Annotated in this window: 13 protein-coding genes; 8 read left to right on the top strand and 5 right to left on the bottom strand. The window is 63.5% G+C overall.

The window, feature by feature from the left end; all coding sequences use genetic code 11:
* Positions 1–179: 179 nt before the first annotated feature.
* Positions 180–1,349 carry an Mrp/NBP35 family ATP-binding protein gene (locus QQK95_RS18370; protein ID WP_284275229.1) on the top strand — a complete coding sequence of 390 codons (1,170 nt, stop codon included), beginning with the start codon at positions 180–182 and terminating at the stop codon, positions 1,347–1,349.
* A gap of 16 nt (positions 1,350–1,365) precedes the next feature.
* On the opposite strand, the gene QQK95_RS18365 is transcribed toward QQK95_RS18370, so the two are convergent.
* A complete protein-coding gene (locus QQK95_RS18365; protein ID WP_019862969.1) occupies positions 1,366–1,815 on the bottom strand; it encodes an SRPBCC family protein in 450 nt (149 codons plus the stop codon).
* A 149-nt stretch (positions 1,816–1,964) separates the two neighbouring features.
* On the opposite strand from QQK95_RS18365, the gene QQK95_RS18360 reads away from it, so the two are divergent.
* From QQK95_RS18360 to QQK95_RS18345, 4 genes are all read left to right on the top strand, one after another.
* Positions 1,965–3,770: an IlvD/Edd family dehydratase gene (locus QQK95_RS18360; protein WP_284275224.1), complete on the top strand. Its 1,806-nt coding sequence runs from the start codon at positions 1,965–1,967 to the stop codon at positions 3,768–3,770.
* A 244-nt stretch (positions 3,771–4,014) separates the two neighbouring features.
* Positions 4,015–4,833 (top strand): chromate resistance protein ChrB domain-containing protein, encoded by an 819-nt coding sequence (locus QQK95_RS18355; RefSeq protein ID WP_284275223.1) that lies wholly within the window; start codon positions 4,015–4,017, stop codon positions 4,831–4,833.
* The gene (gene chrA, locus QQK95_RS18350) at positions 4,830–6,221 is read left to right on the top strand and encodes a chromate efflux transporter (RefSeq protein ID WP_284275222.1); all 1,392 of its coding nucleotides are present in this window, start codon (positions 4,830–4,832) and stop codon (positions 6,219–6,221) included. The genes QQK95_RS18355 and chrA overlap by 4 nt, the downstream gene beginning before the upstream one ends.
* Positions 6,222–6,285: 64 nt before the next feature.
* Entirely contained in the window at positions 6,286–6,684 is a 399-nt protein-coding gene (locus QQK95_RS18345) for a hypothetical protein (protein WP_284275221.1), read from the top strand.
* Positions 6,685–6,726: 42 nt separating this feature from the next.
* On the opposite strand, the gene QQK95_RS18340 is transcribed toward QQK95_RS18345, so the two are convergent.
* Together QQK95_RS18340 and pdxR are read right to left on the bottom strand one after the other, a co-directional pair.
* Positions 6,727–8,316, bottom strand: a complete 1,590-nt coding sequence (locus QQK95_RS18340; RefSeq protein WP_284275219.1) for a trimethylamine methyltransferase family protein — start codon at positions 8,314–8,316, stop codon at positions 6,727–6,729.
* 192 nt (positions 8,317–8,508) lie between these two features.
* Positions 8,509–10,002, bottom strand: coding sequence for a MocR-like pyridoxine biosynthesis transcription factor PdxR (gene pdxR / locus QQK95_RS18335; RefSeq protein WP_010913204.1), 1,494 nt, complete (start codon positions 10,000–10,002; stop codon positions 8,509–8,511).
* 302 nt (positions 10,003–10,304) lie between these two features.
* Between pdxR and pgi the strand changes: the two genes are divergently transcribed.
* Together pgi and QQK95_RS18325 are read left to right on the top strand one after the other, a co-directional pair.
* Positions 10,305–11,948 (top strand): glucose-6-phosphate isomerase, encoded by a 1,644-nt coding sequence (pgi, locus tag QQK95_RS18330; protein WP_284275214.1) that lies wholly within the window; start codon positions 10,305–10,307, stop codon positions 11,946–11,948.
* 5 nt (positions 11,949–11,953) lie between these two features.
* Complete coding sequence (locus QQK95_RS18325; protein ID WP_284275212.1) at positions 11,954–12,676, top strand: HAD family hydrolase; 723 nt, start codon at positions 11,954–11,956, stop codon at positions 12,674–12,676.
* On the opposite strand, the gene QQK95_RS18320 is transcribed toward QQK95_RS18325, so the two are convergent.
* Both QQK95_RS18320 and QQK95_RS18315 read right to left on the bottom strand, forming a co-directional pair.
* Positions 12,660–13,331, bottom strand: a complete 672-nt coding sequence (locus tag QQK95_RS18320) for a class I SAM-dependent methyltransferase (RefSeq protein WP_284275395.1) — start codon at positions 13,329–13,331, stop codon at positions 12,660–12,662. The genes QQK95_RS18325 and QQK95_RS18320 overlap by 17 nt on opposite strands.
* A 171-nt stretch (positions 13,332–13,502) precedes the next feature.
* Positions 13,503–15,539, bottom strand: coding sequence for a long-chain fatty acid--CoA ligase (locus QQK95_RS18315; RefSeq protein ID WP_284275210.1), 2,037 nt, complete (start codon positions 15,537–15,539; stop codon positions 13,503–13,505).
* A 467-nt stretch (positions 15,540–16,006) separates the two neighbouring features.
* Here QQK95_RS18315 and QQK95_RS18310 point away from each other — a divergent pair, with 467 nt between their 5' ends.
* Positions 16,007–17,605 carry an ABC transporter substrate-binding protein gene (locus QQK95_RS18310; protein ID WP_284275207.1) on the top strand — a complete coding sequence of 533 codons (1,599 nt, stop codon included), beginning with the start codon at positions 16,007–16,009 and terminating at the stop codon, positions 17,603–17,605.
* Positions 17,606–17,618 lie beyond the last annotated feature (13 nt).

The raw sequence follows: 17,618 nt of genomic DNA, 5'->3' as shown, positions 1-17,618 counted from the left end.
TCCTCATCCAGGCAACCGAAATAGGGCACGCCGCCCGTTTGGCCATCGGCAATCGGCCGGAAGCGTCATCCGGCGACAGCATCGGTCGTTTTCCGTGGCACGCTGCGCAAGCCTTTGCGTCACGGCTTGGTTCTCGCCGGAAACTGCACTATCTGGATGCCAAACGCCGAGGAAAGATCATGTCCGTCACCAAGGAAATCGTCACCGAGCGCCTGAAGACGGTCAACGGGCCGGACTTTACCGGCAACATCGTCGACCTCGGCATGGTTTCCGAGATTTTCATCGCCGATTCGAAAGTGTTCTTCTCGATCACCGTTCCCGCCGCCAGGGCGCAGGAGATGGAACCGCTGCGCGCCGCCGCCGAGCGCGTCGTCAAGGCAATTCCAGGGGTTGCCGGCGCCGTGGTGGCGCTGACGGCGGAAAAGAAGGGCGGCGGCATGGAGGCACCGGTCCCAGCGCGCCCGGCGCCCAGGCCGGCACCGCCGGCGGCTCCGCAGCGCCCCGCGCCGCATGCCCCCGCTTCGCACAGTTCGGGCAAGCGCGGCGTACCCGGTATCGAGGCGATCATCGCCGTTGCCTCGGGCAAGGGCGGCGTCGGCAAATCGACCACCGCCGTCAACCTCGCGCTCGGCCTTGCCGCCAATGGCTTGCGCGTCGGCGTGCTCGATGCCGACATCTACGGCCCGTCCATGCCGAAGCTGCTCAACATTCACGGCCGGCCGCAGACGGTTGACGGCAAGATCCTGAAGCCGATGGAGAATTACGGCCTCAAGGTGATGTCGATGGGCTTCCTCGTCGATGAGGAGACGCCGATGATCTGGCGCGGGCCGATGGTGATGTCGGCGCTGACGCAGATGCTTCGCGAGGTCGAATGGGGCCGGCTCGACGTGCTCGTCGTCGACATGCCACCCGGCACCGGCGACGCGCAGCTGACCATGGCGCAGCAGGTGCCGCTGGCCGGCGCCGTCATCGTCTCGACACCGCAGGACCTGGCTCTGATCGACGCCCGCAAGGGGCTGAACATGTTCAAGAAGGTCGACGTGCCGCTGCTCGGCATCGTCGAGAACATGAGCTATTTCATCGCCCCGGACACCGGCAAGCGCTACGACATTTTCGGCCATGGCGGTGCGCGCCGCGAGGCCGAACGCCTCGGCGTCACTTTCCTCGGCGAAGTGCCGCTGGAAATGGGAATCCGCGAAAGCTCGGATGCCGGGGCGCCAGTGGTTGTCTCGAAGCCCGATAGCGCCGAGGCCAAAACCTATCGCGACATCGCAGCCAAGGTCTGGGACAGGGTCAATGAAGAACGCGGCGCGGCCGAAGCGGCGGTGCCGAGCATCGTCTTCGAGTGACCCCGCAGCAGAGGGGTCAGCCGCCGACCTTCTCGCCGAAACTGGAAAAGAACTGCCCGGCCAGTTTCTTCGACGTCGATTCGATCAGCCGGCTGCCGAGCTGGGCGATCTTGCCGCCGACATCGGCCTTGGCCGCGTATTTGAGCACCGTGGCATCCGGCCCATCCTCGGTCAGCGTCACGTCGGCGCCGCCCTTGGCGAAGCCGGCAATGCCGCCCTTGCCTTCGCCCTGGATGGTGTAGGAATGCGGCGGCTTGAGATTTTTCAGCGTCACTTCGCCGTTGAAGGTCGCCTTGATCGGCCCGATCTTCAGCACCACCGTTGCGGCCATCTCGGTCGGCGACTTCATATCGAGGCTCTGGCAGCCGGGAATGGTCGCCTTCAAAACCTCGGGATCGTTCAGCGCTTCCCAGACTTTTTGCAGGGGTGCGGCAATGCGTTCCTCGCCTTCGATCACCAAAGCCATCAAGAACCTCCCGGAAACAATGGTTCAAAGCCCTAGCGCAGAGGTGCTGTTGTGTCTATCGCACCAAAGTGCGGGTTGGGAGCGCGCGTGCCCCTTGCTTGCATTGACGCGTTGTCATATCGATTTGTCATACAAATACGGAGACCGTGATGGCCGGCGCCCCCACCAAGAAGAAAAAATTCCGCTCGCAGGAGTGGTTCGACAACCCCGACAACCCCGGCATGACGGCGCTCTATCTGGAGCGCTACCTGAATTACGGACTGACGCGTGCCGAACTGATGTCAGGCAAGCCGCTGATCGGCATCGCCCAAACCGGCTCGGATCTGTCGCCCTGCAACCGGCACCATATCGAGCTTGCCAAGCGCGTGCGCGAAGGCATCGTCTCGATGGGCGGCATTCCCTTCGAATTCCCCTGCCATCCGATCCAGGAAACCGGCAAGCGCCCGACCGCGGCGCTTGACCGCAACCTTGCCTATCTCGGCCTCGTCGAGGTTCTCTACGGCTATCCGCTCGACGGTGTCGTGCTGACCATCGGTTGCGACAAGACGACGCCGGCGCTGCTCATGGCGGCGGCCACCGTCAACATCCCGGCCATCGCGCTGTCGGTCGGCCCTATGCTCAACGGCTGGCACAAGGGCAAGCGCACAGGCTCCGGCACCATCGTCTGGGAATCGCGCCAGCGCCTGTCGGCCGGCGAGATCGACTATGACGAGTTCATGGACATCGTCGCCTCCTCGGCGCCCTCCACCGGCTACTGCAACACGATGGGCACCGCCACCACGATGAATTCGCTGGCCGAGGCGCTCGGCATGCAGCTGCCGGGCTCGGCCGCCATCCCGGCGCCTTACCGTGAGCGCGGGCAGATCGCCTACGAGACGGGCAAGCGCATCGTCGACATGGTGCATGAGGATTTGAAGCCCTCGGACATCATGACGCGCAAGGCCTTCGAGAACGCCATCGTCGTCAATTCGGCGATCGGCGGCTCGACCAACGCGCCGATCCATCTCAACGCCATTGCCCGCCATCTCGGCGTGCCGCTCGACAATGACGACTGGCAGGAGATCGGCCTCAAGGTGCCGCTCATCGTCAACCTGCAGCCGACGGGCGAGTATCTCGGCGAGGACTATCATCACGCCGGCGGCGTGCCGGCCGTGGTGGCCGAGCTGATGAAGGGCGGGCTGTTGCCGCATCCCGATGCGCTGACCGCCAATGGCAAGTCGATCGGCGACAATTGCAAGGCGGCGGTCGTCGAAAACGCCGACGTCATCCGCAGCGTCGACAAGCCGTTGAAGATCAATGCCGGTTTCATCAACCTCAGCGGCAATCTGTTCGATTCGGCGATCATGAAGACCAGCGGCATCTCGCCGGAATTCCGCGAGCGCTATTTGTCCAACCCAAAGGATCCCGAAGCTTTCGAAGGCAACGCCATGGTCTTCGACGGGCCGGAGGATTACCACGCCCGCATCGACGATCCGGCGCAAGGCATCGACGAACACACGATCCTGTTCATGCGCGGCGCCGGCCCGGTCGGCTATCCCGGTGGCGCCGAGGTCGTCAACATGCAGCCGCCGGCCTACCTCATCAAGAAGGGCATCCATGCGCTGGCCTGTATCGGTGACGGCCGCCAGTCGGGTACGTCGGGCTCGCCGTCGATCCTCAACGCCTCGCCGGAAGCCGCCATTGGCGGCGGACTGGCGCTGCTCAAGACCGGCGACCGCGTCCGCATCGACCTGAACAAAGGCACCGCCAACATTCTGGTCAGCGACGAGGAGATCGCCAAGCGGCGCGCGGCGCTGCAGGGCAATGGCGGCTACCACTATCCGCAGCACCAGACGCCATGGCAGGAAATCCAGCGCGGCATGGTCGACCAGTTCGACCAGGGCATGGTGCTGAAGCCGGCGGTGAAATACCAGGATGTCGCTCACACCAGGGGCGTGCCCAGGGACAATCACTGATTGCTCCGGGGGACAATCACGGATTGCTCCGGGACAATCACTGACACTGAATCGACGGCGGCCTGGTCAATCGGGCCGCCGTTGTTTTCCCTTCAGCATGGTTCGTCCCGGTCGAGGCTGGTCACGATCCTTGACAAGCGCTCCCAACAAATCCACCATTGCGGCCAAGGGGTGCATCGCGACGACCCCGTGAGGCGTCAGCCCAACGTTCGCGTCCAGGCTTCTCTATCAGGAGGTGGACGCCATGCCGTCAACAACCGCTATCACCGTATCGCAACTGTCCCGTCTGGTCGGCCTGCCGGGAGCCCCGGTAATCATCGATGTTCGCATCGATGAGGATTTCGACGCCGATCCGCGCCTGCTGCCGGCCTCGATCCGGCGTGACTTCAAAACCGTTTCGACCTGGGGGCCCGATTTCGCCGGCAGGCCTGTGGCGGTCGTCTGCCAGAAAGGCCTGAAGCTCTCGCAAGGTGTCGCCGCATGGCTGCGCCATGAGGGGATTCCCGCCGAATCCCTTGAAGGTGGGTTCGAAGCCTGGCGCGAGGCAGATGGGCTCTTGGTCAGCACCCACAAATTGCCGGCGCGCGACGAAAAGGGGCGCACCGTGTGGGTGACGCGGGCACGCCCGAAGGTCGACCGCATCGCCTGCCCCTGGCTGATCCGGCGTTTCGTCGATCCTCATGCGGTCTTCCTGTTTGTCGAGGCGGCCGAAGTGCCTGCTGTCGCCGACCGCTTTCAGGCCGTGCCTTTCGACATCGACAATGTGTTCTGGAGCCATCGTGGTGAACGCTGCACCTTCGACACGATGATCGAGGAATTCGGGCTGGAATCCATCGCACTCGACCGCCTCGCCGCGATCGTGCGCGCGGCCGACACCGCAAGGCTCGATCTGGTGCCCCAGGCGGCCGGCTTTCTGGCCGCCTCTCTTGGCCTGTCGCGGATGTTCCGCGACGATCTGGAACAACTGGAAGCAGGCATGCTGCTCTACGATGCGTTCTTCCGCTGGTGCCGCGACGCCACCGAGGAAACGCACAACTGGCCCAGCGCAGGTAAGCCGTCATGATCGCCGTTGCGCCTGCACACAAGTCGGGGAACGTCGAGGCGCCGGCTGTGCCGACCTTTGCCGAAGCCGTGAAGCTCTGGGCGAAGATCGGACTGCTCAGCTTCGGCGGGCCGGCGGGACAGATCGCCCTGATGCACAGGGAACTGGTCGAGGAGCGGCGCTGGATCGGCGAACAGCGTTTCCTGCATGCGCTGAACTACTGCATGCTCTTGCCTGGCCCGGAAGCCCAGCAACTCGCCATCTATATCGGCTGGCTGCTGCACAGGACGATCGGCGGCCTTGTCGCCGGCATCCTGTTCGTCCTGCCCGGCGCGCTCGTGATGCTGATCCTGAGCAGCCTCTATGTGCTCTATGGCGACATGCCGCTCGTCGAGGCGCTTTTCCTCGGGGTGAAGGCGGCGGTGCTTGCCATCGTCATCGAGGCGGTGATCCGCATCGGACGGCGCGCCCTGAAGAACCCGGCCATGGTGTCGATCGCGGTCGTGGCCTTCATCGCCATCTACGCGTTGAATGTGCCGTTCCCGCTGATCATCCTGCTTGCTGGCCTGACAGGATGGCTGGGAAACCGCCTCGCTCCGGGCCTCTTCTCCGGTTCGGCGCATGGCAAGGGTGATGGCCCTGATGTCAAGGGCGCCGTCGACCTGATGTTCGAACGCGGCGAACTGACCCATGTCAAACCGACCAGATGGCATGCGCCGCGCACTGTCGCGATCTGGCTGCCGATCTGGCTCGGACCTGTTCTCCTGATCTGGTGGTTCACCGGTTCTGCCAGTGTGTGGACGGAGATCGGCCGGTTCTTCAGCCTGATGGCGGTCGTCACCTTCGGTGGCGCCTATGCGGTGCTGGCCTATGTCGCGCAGGCAGCCGTCCAGTCCTTCGGCTGGCTGGCTCCCGGTGAAATGGTCGATGGGCTTGGACTTGCCGAAACGACGCCTGGCCCGCTCATCCTGGTGCTGCAGTTTGTCGGCTTCATCGCGGCGTTCCGCCACGCCGGCTCGTTGAACCCATTGCTTGCCGGATCGCTCGGAGCGCTGCTGACCTTGTGGGCGACCTTCACGCCCTGCTTCTTCTGGATATTCCTCGGTGCCCCCTATATCGAGGCCCTGCGCGGCAACAGGGCCTTGTCGGCGGCGCTCGGCGCGATTACCGCCGCTGTTGTCGGCGTCATCATGAATCTCGCTTTGTGGTTTGCCTTGCACGTCGTTTTCCGAGAGGTGCACGCAATGAGCCTCGGCATGAACGTGCCGGTGCTTTCGTCGATCGACTGGCGTGCGGCGCTGCTTTCCCTGGCCGCGATGATCGCCATCCTGAAGCTGAAGATCGGCATGCTGCCGACGCTCGCCGGATCAGCCTTGGCTGGCGTCTTGCTGCTGGCGGCGGGTGGCTAGATGTCTATCTGCTTTGTATTCCGCTTTCCGACCACTTAAGTGGTCGGAAACGGATTGGAACATCATGGCGCAACGACGCTCTTCCCTCGGTTTTCTCGGCATGTTCGGCCGCTCGGGTGATCTGAGGCAGCTCGATACCGCCTTGCGCGGCGCCGACCTGCATCCCGCCCTCGTGCCGGAGGGCGTGAAACTCACAATCGTCAATCTGATGAAGGATCGCTGGCCCGACGAGCCGCCGCCGCAGGCCTATCCGGACGTGGCGCGGCTGTTCAGCTATTGCATCGCTGGGCCGGAAACCTTCGAAAGCGCGCATGGCTTGCAGCAACGGCAGGACGTCGAGCGCCGGATCGAGGCCGCGGTGGAAGCCGGCGACAGTTTCGACGCCCAGATCGTGTTGATGGCACTGCACGCCAAGCTGATCAATGCAGAGGTCGTCGAGCGCTACCGGCTGGGCACCGACTAGGGCATGTTGGTATTCAGGCGATGATGCCGGTCTGCAAACCGGCTATCCACCCATATTGGCGCGCGGCAGCTTGATCATGTCGCCGAAGCGGGCGCGCAATTTGTCATCGAGCAGCTTTGGGACATGGCGTGGGAAACGCTCGGCAAGGATGCGCTTCTTCTCGATGATCGCGCGCTGCAATATGTCGGGCCGACCCTTCTCGTTCCATTCCTTCGGCGAAAACCGGTCGCCGACGGCTGGATAGAAATACTCCGTCTGCATCAGCCGCAGCGTCTGCTCGTTGCCGAGATAGTGGCCCGGCCCATTCAGGCAGACTTCGGCGATCGTGTCGATCGACAGCGCCTCGTCGGTCACCTCGATGCCGCGCACGCAGCGCAGGCAATGGCCAAGCATGTCATTGTCGATGATCAGGCTTTCCAGGCAGAAGCCAAGCAGCGAGGCATGCATGCCTGCCGATTCATAGACCAGGTTGAGCCCGGCAAGGCCGGCCATCACGTCGGTGATGCCCTTTTCGTAGCCGGACTGGATGTCGGGCAGTTTCGAATCCGTCATGCCGGCGGCCGAACCGCCCGGCAGATCGTAGAACTGCGCCATCTGCGCGCAGGCCGCGGTCAGCACCGCCTGCTCGGCCGAGCCGCCCGACATGGCGCCGGTCCGCAGGTCCGACACGAACGGCCATGTGCCGAAGATCGCCGGATGTCCCGGCTTGATGGCGTTGACATAGACCAGGCCGGCCAGCACTTCGGCCACGGCCTGCACCACGGCGCCGGCAATCGCCGCCGGCGCGGTCGCGCCGGCCTGGCCGGCCGACAAAAGCAGGATCGGGATGCCGCCTTCGACGCAGGCCTCGAGCACGCCGCAGGCGTCCTCGGCGAATTTCATCGGCGGCACGACGAAGCAGTTGGAGTTCGAAACGAACGGCCGGGCGCGGAAATTCTCCTCGCCGCCGGCAATGGCATAGAGCATTTCGAGCGCCGGCTGCACGTTCTCGCGCACCGTGAACGAGGTGCCGACATGCTTGGACGTGCCCATCACGCAGGCATAGAGCGTGTTGAAGTCCATTTCGAGCGGATCGGGAATGTCGCGCGGCACCATCGGCCGCTGGAAGAAATGGATGTTGTCGAGCCCGTCGACGATGCGGGCGGCGTCATAGATGTCCTGCAGCAGCGATTCGCGGTATTCGCGCTTCTCGACATCGACCAGATGGACGGCGGCACCGGCCGTGCCGTAATGCACGCGCTTGCCCTGGATCACCATGTCATGTCTCGGGTCCTGGCCGTGCAAGGTGAAATTGCGCGCCGCTTTTTTGATGGTATCGAGAACCAGCGCGCGCGGGAAGCGGATGCGGCCATCGTCGCCATAGGTGGCGCCGGCCTTGGTCAGTGCCTCGATGCATGAGGGGATGGCATTGGCGAAACCGACCGTTTCCAGCAGCGTCAGCACCGCCTCGTGGATGCGTTCCTGGTCGTTACCGCGCAACGGTCCGTAGCTGCCGCCCTCGAGGCCGGCGCGCACCGGCCTGATGTCGTCGGCGAGCGGCGCTGCCCGCATGGCACGGCGCGCTTCGCGTCCACCGGAGCGGCGCGAGCGCTGATCCGCCGCCGCTTCCTGCTTTTCAAGAACCACTGACATGGAGGCACTCCACTTTTTCACGGAAACAGGGCGGCGGTTGGTCCACCATCGGCTGCTTGTTTGCCTTTGTGCCACGACTATGCCGCCGGCATTGGCACAGACCATGGGCCAGCGGGTGTGGTTGCATATGCCAGCGCCAAAGGAAACGGAGCCGCGATCGTGCGGCTCCGCTCAAAGGATCGGGTACGTGGATCAGGCGGCGGCGGGCCTTCGTCCGGCGGCGGTGGCCAGTTCGCGGATGCCTGGTTCGATGTGCTGCAGGGCGATCGAGGAAATGCCCAAACGCATGAAACGTGAGGGCTTTTCGGTGCGGTCGAAGAAACGGTCTCCCGGCTCGATGATCACGCTGCGCGAGGCCGCGGCCTCGGCCAAACCGCGGGAATCGGTGCCGCGCGGGCCCTCGAGCCAGAGCGACGTGCCGCCGGCGGAGTCGGTCGAGCGCCATTCCGGCAGGAAAGCGGAAATCGCATGGACCAGACGCTTGCGCCGCTCGTCGAAAGCGCTGGACAGACGTCGCACCAATGCTTCGTGATGGCCGAGCGATAGGAAGAGCGCCACGGCACGCTGGTTGTTGGCCGGCGGATGGCGCAGCATGAAGCGGCGCAGTGCCCTCAACTCCGAGATTAGTCCAGCAGAGGCCACGATGTAGCCAAGCCGCAGGCCTGGAGCCAGCGTCTTCGACATCGAGCCGACATAGACGACGCGGCCGGAACGATCGAGGCTCTTCAGCGCCTGCTGCGGCGCCTCGTCGAGAAGCTGGCTGTCATAGCCGTCCTCGATGATGATCTGGTTGTGCCGGTTGGCGCGCGCCAGAAGATCCTGCCGCCGCTCTGCCGACAACGGCACCATGGTCGGGCAATGATGGCTGGGCGTGACGAAGACGAAGCCGGAATCATTGGGGATAGAAGAGGTTACGATGCCGGACTGGTCGACCGGCACAGGCTGGATGTCGGCGCCCGCAAGCCGGAAGATCGAGCGTGCGTCGGGGTAGCCCGGGTCTTCCATCGCCACCTTCGAGCCCTTGGTCATCAGCAGCGAAGCCAGCATATAGAGCGCGTTCTGGGCGCCAAGCGTGACGATGATCTCGTCCGGATTGGCGAAGATGCCGCGCCGGGGCAAGAGCCGCGCCTGGATCTGCTCGATCAGCAGCGGATCGTCGCGGTCGACCATGTCCGACGCCCAGTTGCGGATTTCGAGCACCGCCAGCGCCATGCGGTTGCACTCGCGCCATTCGGCGGTCGGGAACAGCGCCGGATCGAACTGGCCGTAGACGAAGGGATAGGACGACTTGATCCAGTTCTCATGCTTGGCCGGCGGCGGCATGTCGCTGGCGGCGATCTGCCGGCGTGCCTTCCAGTCGATCTCATTGGCCTGGTCGGGCGCCTTCTGGTGCGGCTTGGCCGGTGTCGCAAGCACGTCGGGATTGACGAAATGGCCGCGCCGCTCGCGCGCCACCAGGAACCCCTGGTCGACGAGCTGCTGGAAGGCCAGCACCACCGTCCCGCGTGCGACGCCGAGTTTTTCGGCCAGGATGCGGCAGGAGGGAAGCGGCATCGAAGCGGCGATCTGCCGGTCGAGAATGGCGGCCACGATGGCCTGGCGGATCTGCGCCTGCAGGGTTTGGCCGGATTCGGCCGAAATCCGGAACAGGCCGGACCATATGGCCGTGTCGTTGCGCTGTGGCATGGGAAATCTTCCTCGGATGGCCAGCCATTTTCATTTGGCTGGACCAGTCGAGTGTATGGGTGGCACAAGGGGTTGCGCCAATCAATTTTTCTGATCTTTGGGATTTATGCCAGTGATCCTTCAGCCGAAATCGGCTCTGCGGCCGCTCGAAGTGACACATTGTGTCATCGCATCGTGATGCGATGCGGCATCACCGCGTATTGACCGCACGGAATTCGGCTCAATAGGTTTGTCGCGACGACACGCGCCGGAAACATCCGGTCTGATAAAGTACGTCGAAAAACGCCAGGAGCTCCCCGCCATTGGATAAGTCAGCCTTCCAGAAACAGCTTGCCGCCTTGCGCGATCATCGCGCTGCGGCACCTGCCAGCATGCGTCAGGCCTTCGCCGCAGATCCGCAGCGGTTCCAGACATTCTCCGCTACCGACGGCGACCTTTTGCTCGACTGGTCGAAATGCGCCGTCGACGCAACCACCATGGACTTGCTGGAAAAGCTCGCCGGCGCCGCCGATCTCGAAGGCCGCCGCGCCGCCATGTTCGCCGGCAAGAAGATCAACATCACCGAAGACCGCGCCGTGCTGCACACAGCGCTGCGCAATCTCAGCGGCAAGGGCGTCACTGTCGATGGCCAGGACGTCAAAGCGGACGTCCTTTCCGTGCTTGACGCGATGGGCGCCTTCGCCGATGCCATCCGTTCCGGCAAGGCTGTTGGCGCCACCGGCAAGAAGATCACCGACATCGTCAACATCGGCATTGGCGGCTCCGACCTCGGCCCGGCCATGGCGACGCTGGCGCTGGCGCCCTATCATGACGGGCCGCGCGCGCACTATGTCTCGAACATCGACGGCGCCCATATCCATGACACGCTGAAGGGCCTGTCCGCCGAAACCACGCTGTTCATCGTCGCCTCCAAGACCTTCACCACGGTCGAGACGATGACCAACGCGCAGACGGCGCGCGATTGGGTGCAGAAGGCGCTCGGCAAGCAGGCGGTCGGCAAGCATTTCGCCGCTGTCTCGACCGCGCTCGACCTTGTGGCCAAGTTCGGCATCGAGCAGGATCGCGTCTTCGGTTTCTGGGACTGGGTCGGCGGCCGTTATTCGGTTTGGGGCGCGATCGGCCTGCCTGTCATGATCGCCGTCGGTCCAAGGAATTTCCGCGCCTTCCTCGATGGTGCGCACGAGATGGACGAGCATTTCCGCACCGCGCCGCTTGCCGGGAATCTGCCGGCGCTTCTGGGGCTGGTCGGCTGGTGGCATCGCGTGATCTGCGGCTATCCGGCCCGCGCGGTCATCCCCTATGACCAGCGCCTGTCGCGGCTGCCGGCCTATCTGCAGCAGCTCGACATGGAATCGAACGGCAAGGGTGTCACCCTTGACGGCACGCCCGTGGCGACGCCGACCGGGCCGCTGGTCTGGGGCGAGCCGGGCACCAATGGCCAGCACGCCTTCTTCCAGCTCCTTCACCAGGGCACGGACTTCATCCCGGTCGAGTTCCTTGCCGCGGCCGTCGGCCATGAGCCGGAGCTCAAGCACCAGCATGATTTGCTGCTCTCCAATTGCCTCGCGCAGTCGGAAGCGCTGATGAAGGGCTGCACGCTGGACGAGGCGCGCGCGCAGATGCTGGCCAAGGGCATGAAGCCGGCCGATGTCGACAAAATAGCGCCGCATCGTGTCTTCTCCGGCAACCGGCCTTCGGTGACCATCCTCTATCGCAAGCTCGACCCGCGCACTTTCGGGCGGCTGATCGCGCTCTATGAGCATCGTGTCTTCGTCGAGGGCACGCTGTTCAACATCAATTCCTTCGACCAGTGGGGCGTCGAGCTCGGCAAGGAACTGGCGACCGGCCTGCTGCCTGTCGTGGAAGGCAAGGAAAGCGCCGCAAACCGGGACGCCTCGACCAGGGGCCTTGTGGAACGCATCCACCAATTGCGTGGTTCGGAGTGACTGACTTGGCAGACATCAAAGGCATATTGTTCGACAAGGACGGGACACTTGTCGACTTCAACGCCACCTGGCTCGGCGTCGCCGACTTCATGGCCATGGACGCCTCCGATGGCGACCGCTGGAAGGCCGACAGGCTGCTCGCGGCCGCCGGCTTCGATTTCGCCAACCGCCGCTTCAAGCCCGATTCGATCTTTGCCTCGGGCACCAACATGGACGTCGTCGAGCTGTGGTTCCCGCGTCTGTCCGACGAGGACCAGATGCTGGCCGTCGCCCGCTTCAACGAGATCACCTCGGTGCAGGGCTCGGCGATGGCGGTTGCGCTGCCGGGCATCGTCGACACCTTGGTGGTGCTGCACAAAAGATCCTACCGGCTTGGCGTCGCCACCAACGATTCCACCAGCGGCGCGGAAAAGACCTTGGCCACGCTGGGCGTCGCCCAGCTGTTCGACGCCGCGTATGGCTATGACGCGGTGGCCAATCCCAAACCCGCGCCCGACACCATCCAGGCCTTTTGCGACCTCACCGGCCTGAAGCCGGCGGAGATCGCCATGGTGGGCGACAACCGCCACGATCTCGAAATGGCGCGCGCTGGCGGCTGCGGCCTGGCGGTAGGCGTGCTCTCCGGCACCGGCACGCGTGAATCGCTGGCAGGCATTGCCGACGTCGTTCTCGATTCCGTCGCCGATCTGCCGGACTTCCTGTCGACGCGGGTCAAGGAGACAGTTTGATCGCTCCCGCCAGGGCAGGTGCGATCTCGGCCTCGAAACGAAAGACGCCGCTCGGCTTCAGCGCGGCGTTTTTTGCCTCGCCGAAATCCGGCACCTGATATTCGGCGAGCAGCCGCAGCCGGGACAGCGGCAAGTCATGGCGGCGGGGATCGCCGACCAGCACTTCGATGCCGGCCGCCAGGCAGCGATCGAGGAACGGGGTGACCCTCAGGGCAACCTCGTGGCCGTAGAACACGTCGCCCGCAAGCACGAGGTCGACCGCCGGCGGCGGACCCGTGGTGATGTCTTTGTCGACAATGGTGATGGCGACGCCGTTCGCCGCCGCGTTGAGGCCGATAGCGGCAACGCCGTTGCGGTCGATCTCGGCGGCGATCACCTCGCTTGCACCGGCCTTCGCGGCGGCGATGCCGACAATGCCTGAACCGGCGCCAAGGTCCAGCACGCGGCGGCCCGCCACCGTCTCCGGATGGTCGAGGATGTGGCGTGCCAGCACGGCGCCGCCGGCCCAGGCATAGGCCCAGTAGGGCGGCTGCGGTTCTGGCGTGTCGTCCGCGTCAATATCGTCTTCAGGGTCTACGAGGCGTCTCAACCCGCTGCCCGGGTGGGCGGTGTAGAACCGGATTTCGGGAAGCGCGGTCAGCGGGACAAGGCGCATGTTCGCCTTGATGAATTCCGCGGGGTCGAGGCGCGGGCGGCGGCTGGACGAATCCCTACTTGGCGCATCGTCGCCGACGGCATCTTCCGCCACTAAAGCGCGCTGCCCCTTAGCTCTTTGTTTTGATGCATGTCGTTCTCCCAAAACCGAGGCACTTTTGGGCGACATGCATCAGGCGCGCAGCGCCCGCCGCAGGATCTTGCCGACCGGCGTCTTCGGCAATTCGGTCCTGAACTCGATATATTTAGGCCGCTTGTAGCCGGTCAGGTTCTCGCGGCAAAAAGCGCTGATGGCTTCCACGGTCAGGGCCGGATCCTTCTTGACGATGAACAGCTTCGGCACTTCGCCAGAATGCTCGTCCGGCACACCGATCGCCGCCACCTCGAGCACGCCCGGATGCATCGCCACGACCTCCTCGAGTTCGTTCGGATAGACGTTGAAGCCCGAGACCAGGATCATGTCCTTCTTGCGGTCGACGATCTTGGTGTAGCCGCGCTCGTCCATGAAGCCCATGTCGCCGGACTTGAAGTAGCCGTCCTTGGTCATCACCTTGGCGGTCTCGTCGGGCCGGTTCCAATAGCCCGCCATCACCTGCGGTCCCCTGATGCAGATCTCGCCGACCTCGCCGAGCGGCAAATTGTTGCCGTCATCGTCGCGGATGGCGATTTCCGTCGAGGGCAGCGGCAGGCCGATCGTGCCAGTGAAATCGCCGGAACTGAACTTGTTGGCCGTCGCCACCGGCGATGTTTCCGAGAGGCCGTAGCCTTCGGTGACAGGGCAACCGGTCAACGCCTTCCAACGTTCGGCGACGCCCTTCTGCACCGCCATGCCGCCGCCCAGGGTCAGCACCAGCGGCTTGAAGTCGAGTTTGCGGAAGTCCTCATTGTTGAGCAGCGCGTTGAACAGCGTGTTGAGGCCGGGAAAGATGTGGACCGGATACTTCTGCAGTTCCTTGACGAAGCCTGGAATATCGCGCGGATTGGGAATGAGCACGTTGCGGGCGCCTTGCTGCATGCCCATCAGCGCGTTCACCGTCAGCGCGAAGATATGATAGAGCGGCAACGCGCAGATGAAGTTCGGGTGCGCGGGTTTCGGCTTGATCGTATAGGCGTCTTCCATCCACTGCGCGTTCTGCACGACATTGGAGAGCACATTGCTGTGCAGCAGCGTGGCGCCCTTCGACACGCCCGTGGTGCCGCCCGTATATTGCAGGAAGGCGACATCGTCGGCCGCAACCTTGGCCGGCTTGAAGCCGAGGCCGGCGCCGGCCTTCATCGCCGCGTTGAACTTGACATGCCCGGGCAGCGACCATGTCGGCACCATCTTCTTCACGCGGCGCACCACGAAGTTGACGATCGTGCCCTTGAGGCCGCCGAGCATGTCGCCCATGGCCGCCACCACGACATGCTTGACCGCGGTCCTGGCGATTACCGCCTGCAAGGTGTTGGCGAAGTTCTCCAGGATGACGATGGCTTGTGCGCCGGAATCCTTGAGCTGGTGCTCCAGCTCCCGCGGCGTGTACAGCGGATTGATGTTCACCACCACATAGCCGGCGCGCAGGATGCCCATCATCGCCACCGGATATTGCAGGACGTTAGGCATCATGATGGCGACGCGCGCACCCTTTTGCAGCCCCTTCGATTGCAGATAGGCACCGAAGGCCGCCGACAGCTGCTCGACATCGGCGTAGCTGATGGATTTGTCCATGCAGGTGAAGGCCGACTGGGCGGAAAACTGCTTGCAGGCGGCGACGAGGAAATCGCCGATCGAACTGTAGGGCAACGCACCGATCTCGGCCGGAACATTTTTCGGATAGCTCTTGAGCCAGGGCTTTTCGGGCAGGCCGGCGGCAAGTTCCGTGAGCGCCTTCGGCAACCGCTTGGTGGCAGCCGTCGCCGGTTTCGATGGTGGCGCCGCCTTTGCCGGCGATGCGGCCTTCGCTACCCCAGTCTTTGCGACAGGAGTCTTTGCTGGAGTCTTCGTCGGAGAAGTCTTCGTTGCGGAGGTTTTTGCCGGAGCGGCTTTTGCCGCCGGCTGCGCGACGGCCTTGGCGGTGGCCGCCTTGGCCGCCGGTGCAGTCTTGGCAGGCTTTGCGCCTGTCCCGGCGGTCGCGGCCTTGGCGCCAGCTTTGCCTTGTCCGTCGGCGGCGGCTGGTTTCGAGACCGCCTTTGCCGACGCTTTCACCGGCGCCTTTGATGCTTTTGCCACCCGTTCCTCCTCGACAATTCCTGTTCGCCCGTTTCGGTCGCCCATGCCGCGCCCGCCTCCGAATTGACAGAGACGTCCTCCGTGCCGCCAGCATATCCATCTATGTATTGCCTCTATCGGCGGTGGTGCAAGTCTTGCCCTTGCGGCAAGCCGCCGAAAGATTTGCCGTCGAAAATCTTTCCCGCCGGCGACACTTGGAACCGGCATCTTTCCGCATCGATGATCGGATGAAGGCGGACGCCGCATTTATGTCGCCAGATGTCAGATCAATAAAAAAATGCGGTCGTTAATAATCTCGTGAGTGGAAAAAACTGCTAATTTTTTCTGCCATTTAGCAAAATGGCGGATTTTTTTCCTGCTTCCCGCGGGGTAAGCAAACGGGGTGTTCCAAAGCCGGAAAAACGGTGCTTATATGCGCGCTTCGCGAGCCTGATAGAGGGGCTTGGAAGAACATCAGGGAGTGCTCAATGAAAAAGAAACTCGCTTTTGCGGCCGCTTTGCTGGCCGCAAGCGTTCTTAGCGGCATGGCCAATGGAAAGACGCTCGTCTATTGCTCGGAAGCGTCGCCTGCCAATTTTGATCCGGGTACCACGACCGGCGGCAACGACTTCGATGCCTCGTCGCGTACCGTCTATTCGCGTCTGGTCGAATTCAAGCATGGCGGCACCGAGGTCGAGCCCGGCCTTGCCGACAAGTGGGAGATTTCCGACGACGGCCTGGTCTACACCTTCCACCTGCATCCCGGCGTGAAGTTCCAGACCACCGACTATTTCAAGCCGACGCGTGACCTCAACGCCGACGACGTCGTCTTCTCCTTCGACCGCCAGTTCAACAAGGCGAACCCCTGGAACGGCGACAAGTATCTGCCGAACCTGACCTGGGACTATTACACCGGCATGGACATGCCGAAATATGTCGCCAAGTGGGAAAAGGTCGACGACCTGACCGTCAAGCTGACGCTGACCGAGCCGAACGCGCCGATGCTGGCCAACCTGGGCATGGACTTCGCCTCGATCGTGTCGAAGGAATATGCCGACCAGTTGGCGAAGGACGGCAAGATGGCCGATTTCTCGACCAAGCCGATCGGTACCGGTCCGTTCCAGTTCGTCGACTACCAGCTGGATTCGGTCATCCGCTACGCGGCCCACCCGGATTATTTCAAGGGCAAGGAGAAGATCGACGATCTCGTCTTCGCCATCACGCCTGACGCGACCGCGCGCATCCAGAAGGTGCTCGCCGGCGAGTGCGATATCGCTCCCTATCCGAATCCTGCCGACATCGGCACGATCAAGGCCAACAAGGACGTGACCCTGATGGATCAGGCCGGCCTGAACATCGGCTATATGAGCTACAACACCACCATCCCGCCGCTCGACAAGCCTGAGGTGCGCCATGCGCTCAACCAGGCGATCGACCGGGAAGCGCTGATCAAGTCGCTGTTCCAGGATGCCGGCGCCACGCCTGCAGAAAACCTGATCCCGCCGACCATGTGGTCGTGGAACAAGGATGTGAAGGCCGACGCCTACAATCCGGAAGCGGCCAAGAAGGTGCTTGAGGCTGCCGGGCTGAAGGAAATCCAGCTCTGGGCTTCCGATCGCGTTCGTCCCTACAATCCGAACTTCCAGCGCGCCGCCGAACTGATCCAGGCCGACTGGGCCAAGGTCGGCGTCAAGGCCGAGATCGTCAACTACGAGTGGACCAAGTATCGCTCGGAAGGCAAGAAGAAGGACCGTCCCGGTGCGTTCCAGATCGGCTGGACCGGCGACAATGGCGATCCTGACAACTTCTTCGCCACCCTGTTCGCCTGCTCCGCCATCGGCGTCTCGAACTACTCCAGCTGGTGCGACAAGGATTTCGAGGACCTGATCCAGAAGGCCAAGAAGACCAACGACCAGGCCGAACGCACCAAGCTCTATGGAGAGGCGCAGGTCGTCTTCCAGAAGCAGGCTCCGGCCTTCCTGCTGGCACATAGTCAGGTCTACGCGGTCGTGCGCAAGAATGTCAGCGGTTTCATGATGGACCCGCTCGGCATTCACCGCTTCGACGGCGTCGACAAAGCCGAATAAGATATTGAGTGGG

Source organism: Mesorhizobium huakuii (genome assembly GCF_030160235.1).
GTDB classification, from domain to species: Bacteria; Pseudomonadota; Alphaproteobacteria; order Rhizobiales; family Rhizobiaceae; genus Mesorhizobium; species Mesorhizobium huakuii.
This window is presented reverse-complemented; position numbering and strand designations above follow the sequence as displayed.

Bases quoted from the DNA above. Each gene is read 5' to 3' on its own strand.
- QQK95_RS18360 (WP_284275224.1), top strand. From the start codon at position 1,965: ATGGCCGGCGCCCCCACCAAGAAGAAAAAATTCCGCTCGCAGGAGTGG.
- QQK95_RS18340 (WP_284275219.1), bottom strand. From the start codon at position 8,316: ATGTCAGTGGTTCTTGAAAAGCAGGAAGCGGCGGCGGATCAGCGCTCG.
- QQK95_RS18345 (WP_284275221.1), top strand. From the start codon at position 6,286: ATGGCGCAACGACGCTCTTCCCTCGGTTTTCTCGGCATGTTCGGCCGC.
- QQK95_RS18365 (WP_019862969.1), bottom strand. From the start codon at position 1,815: ATGGCTTTGGTGATCGAAGGCGAGGAACGCATTGCCGCACCCCTGCAA.
- QQK95_RS18370 (WP_284275229.1), top strand. From the start codon at position 180: ATGTCCGTCACCAAGGAAATCGTCACCGAGCGCCTGAAGACGGTCAAC.
- QQK95_RS18355 (WP_284275223.1), top strand. From the start codon at position 4,015: ATGCCGTCAACAACCGCTATCACCGTATCGCAACTGTCCCGTCTGGTC.
- chrA (WP_284275222.1), top strand. From the start codon at position 4,830: ATGATCGCCGTTGCGCCTGCACACAAGTCGGGGAACGTCGAGGCGCCG.
- pdxR (WP_010913204.1), bottom strand. From the start codon at position 10,002: ATGCCACAGCGCAACGACACGGCCATATGGTCCGGCCTGTTCCGGATT.
- QQK95_RS18310 (WP_284275207.1), top strand. From the start codon at position 16,007: ATGAAAAAGAAACTCGCTTTTGCGGCCGCTTTGCTGGCCGCAAGCGTT.
- QQK95_RS18320 (WP_284275395.1), bottom strand. From the start codon at position 13,331: ATGCGCCTTGTCCCGCTGACCGCGCTTCCCGAAATCCGGTTCTACACC.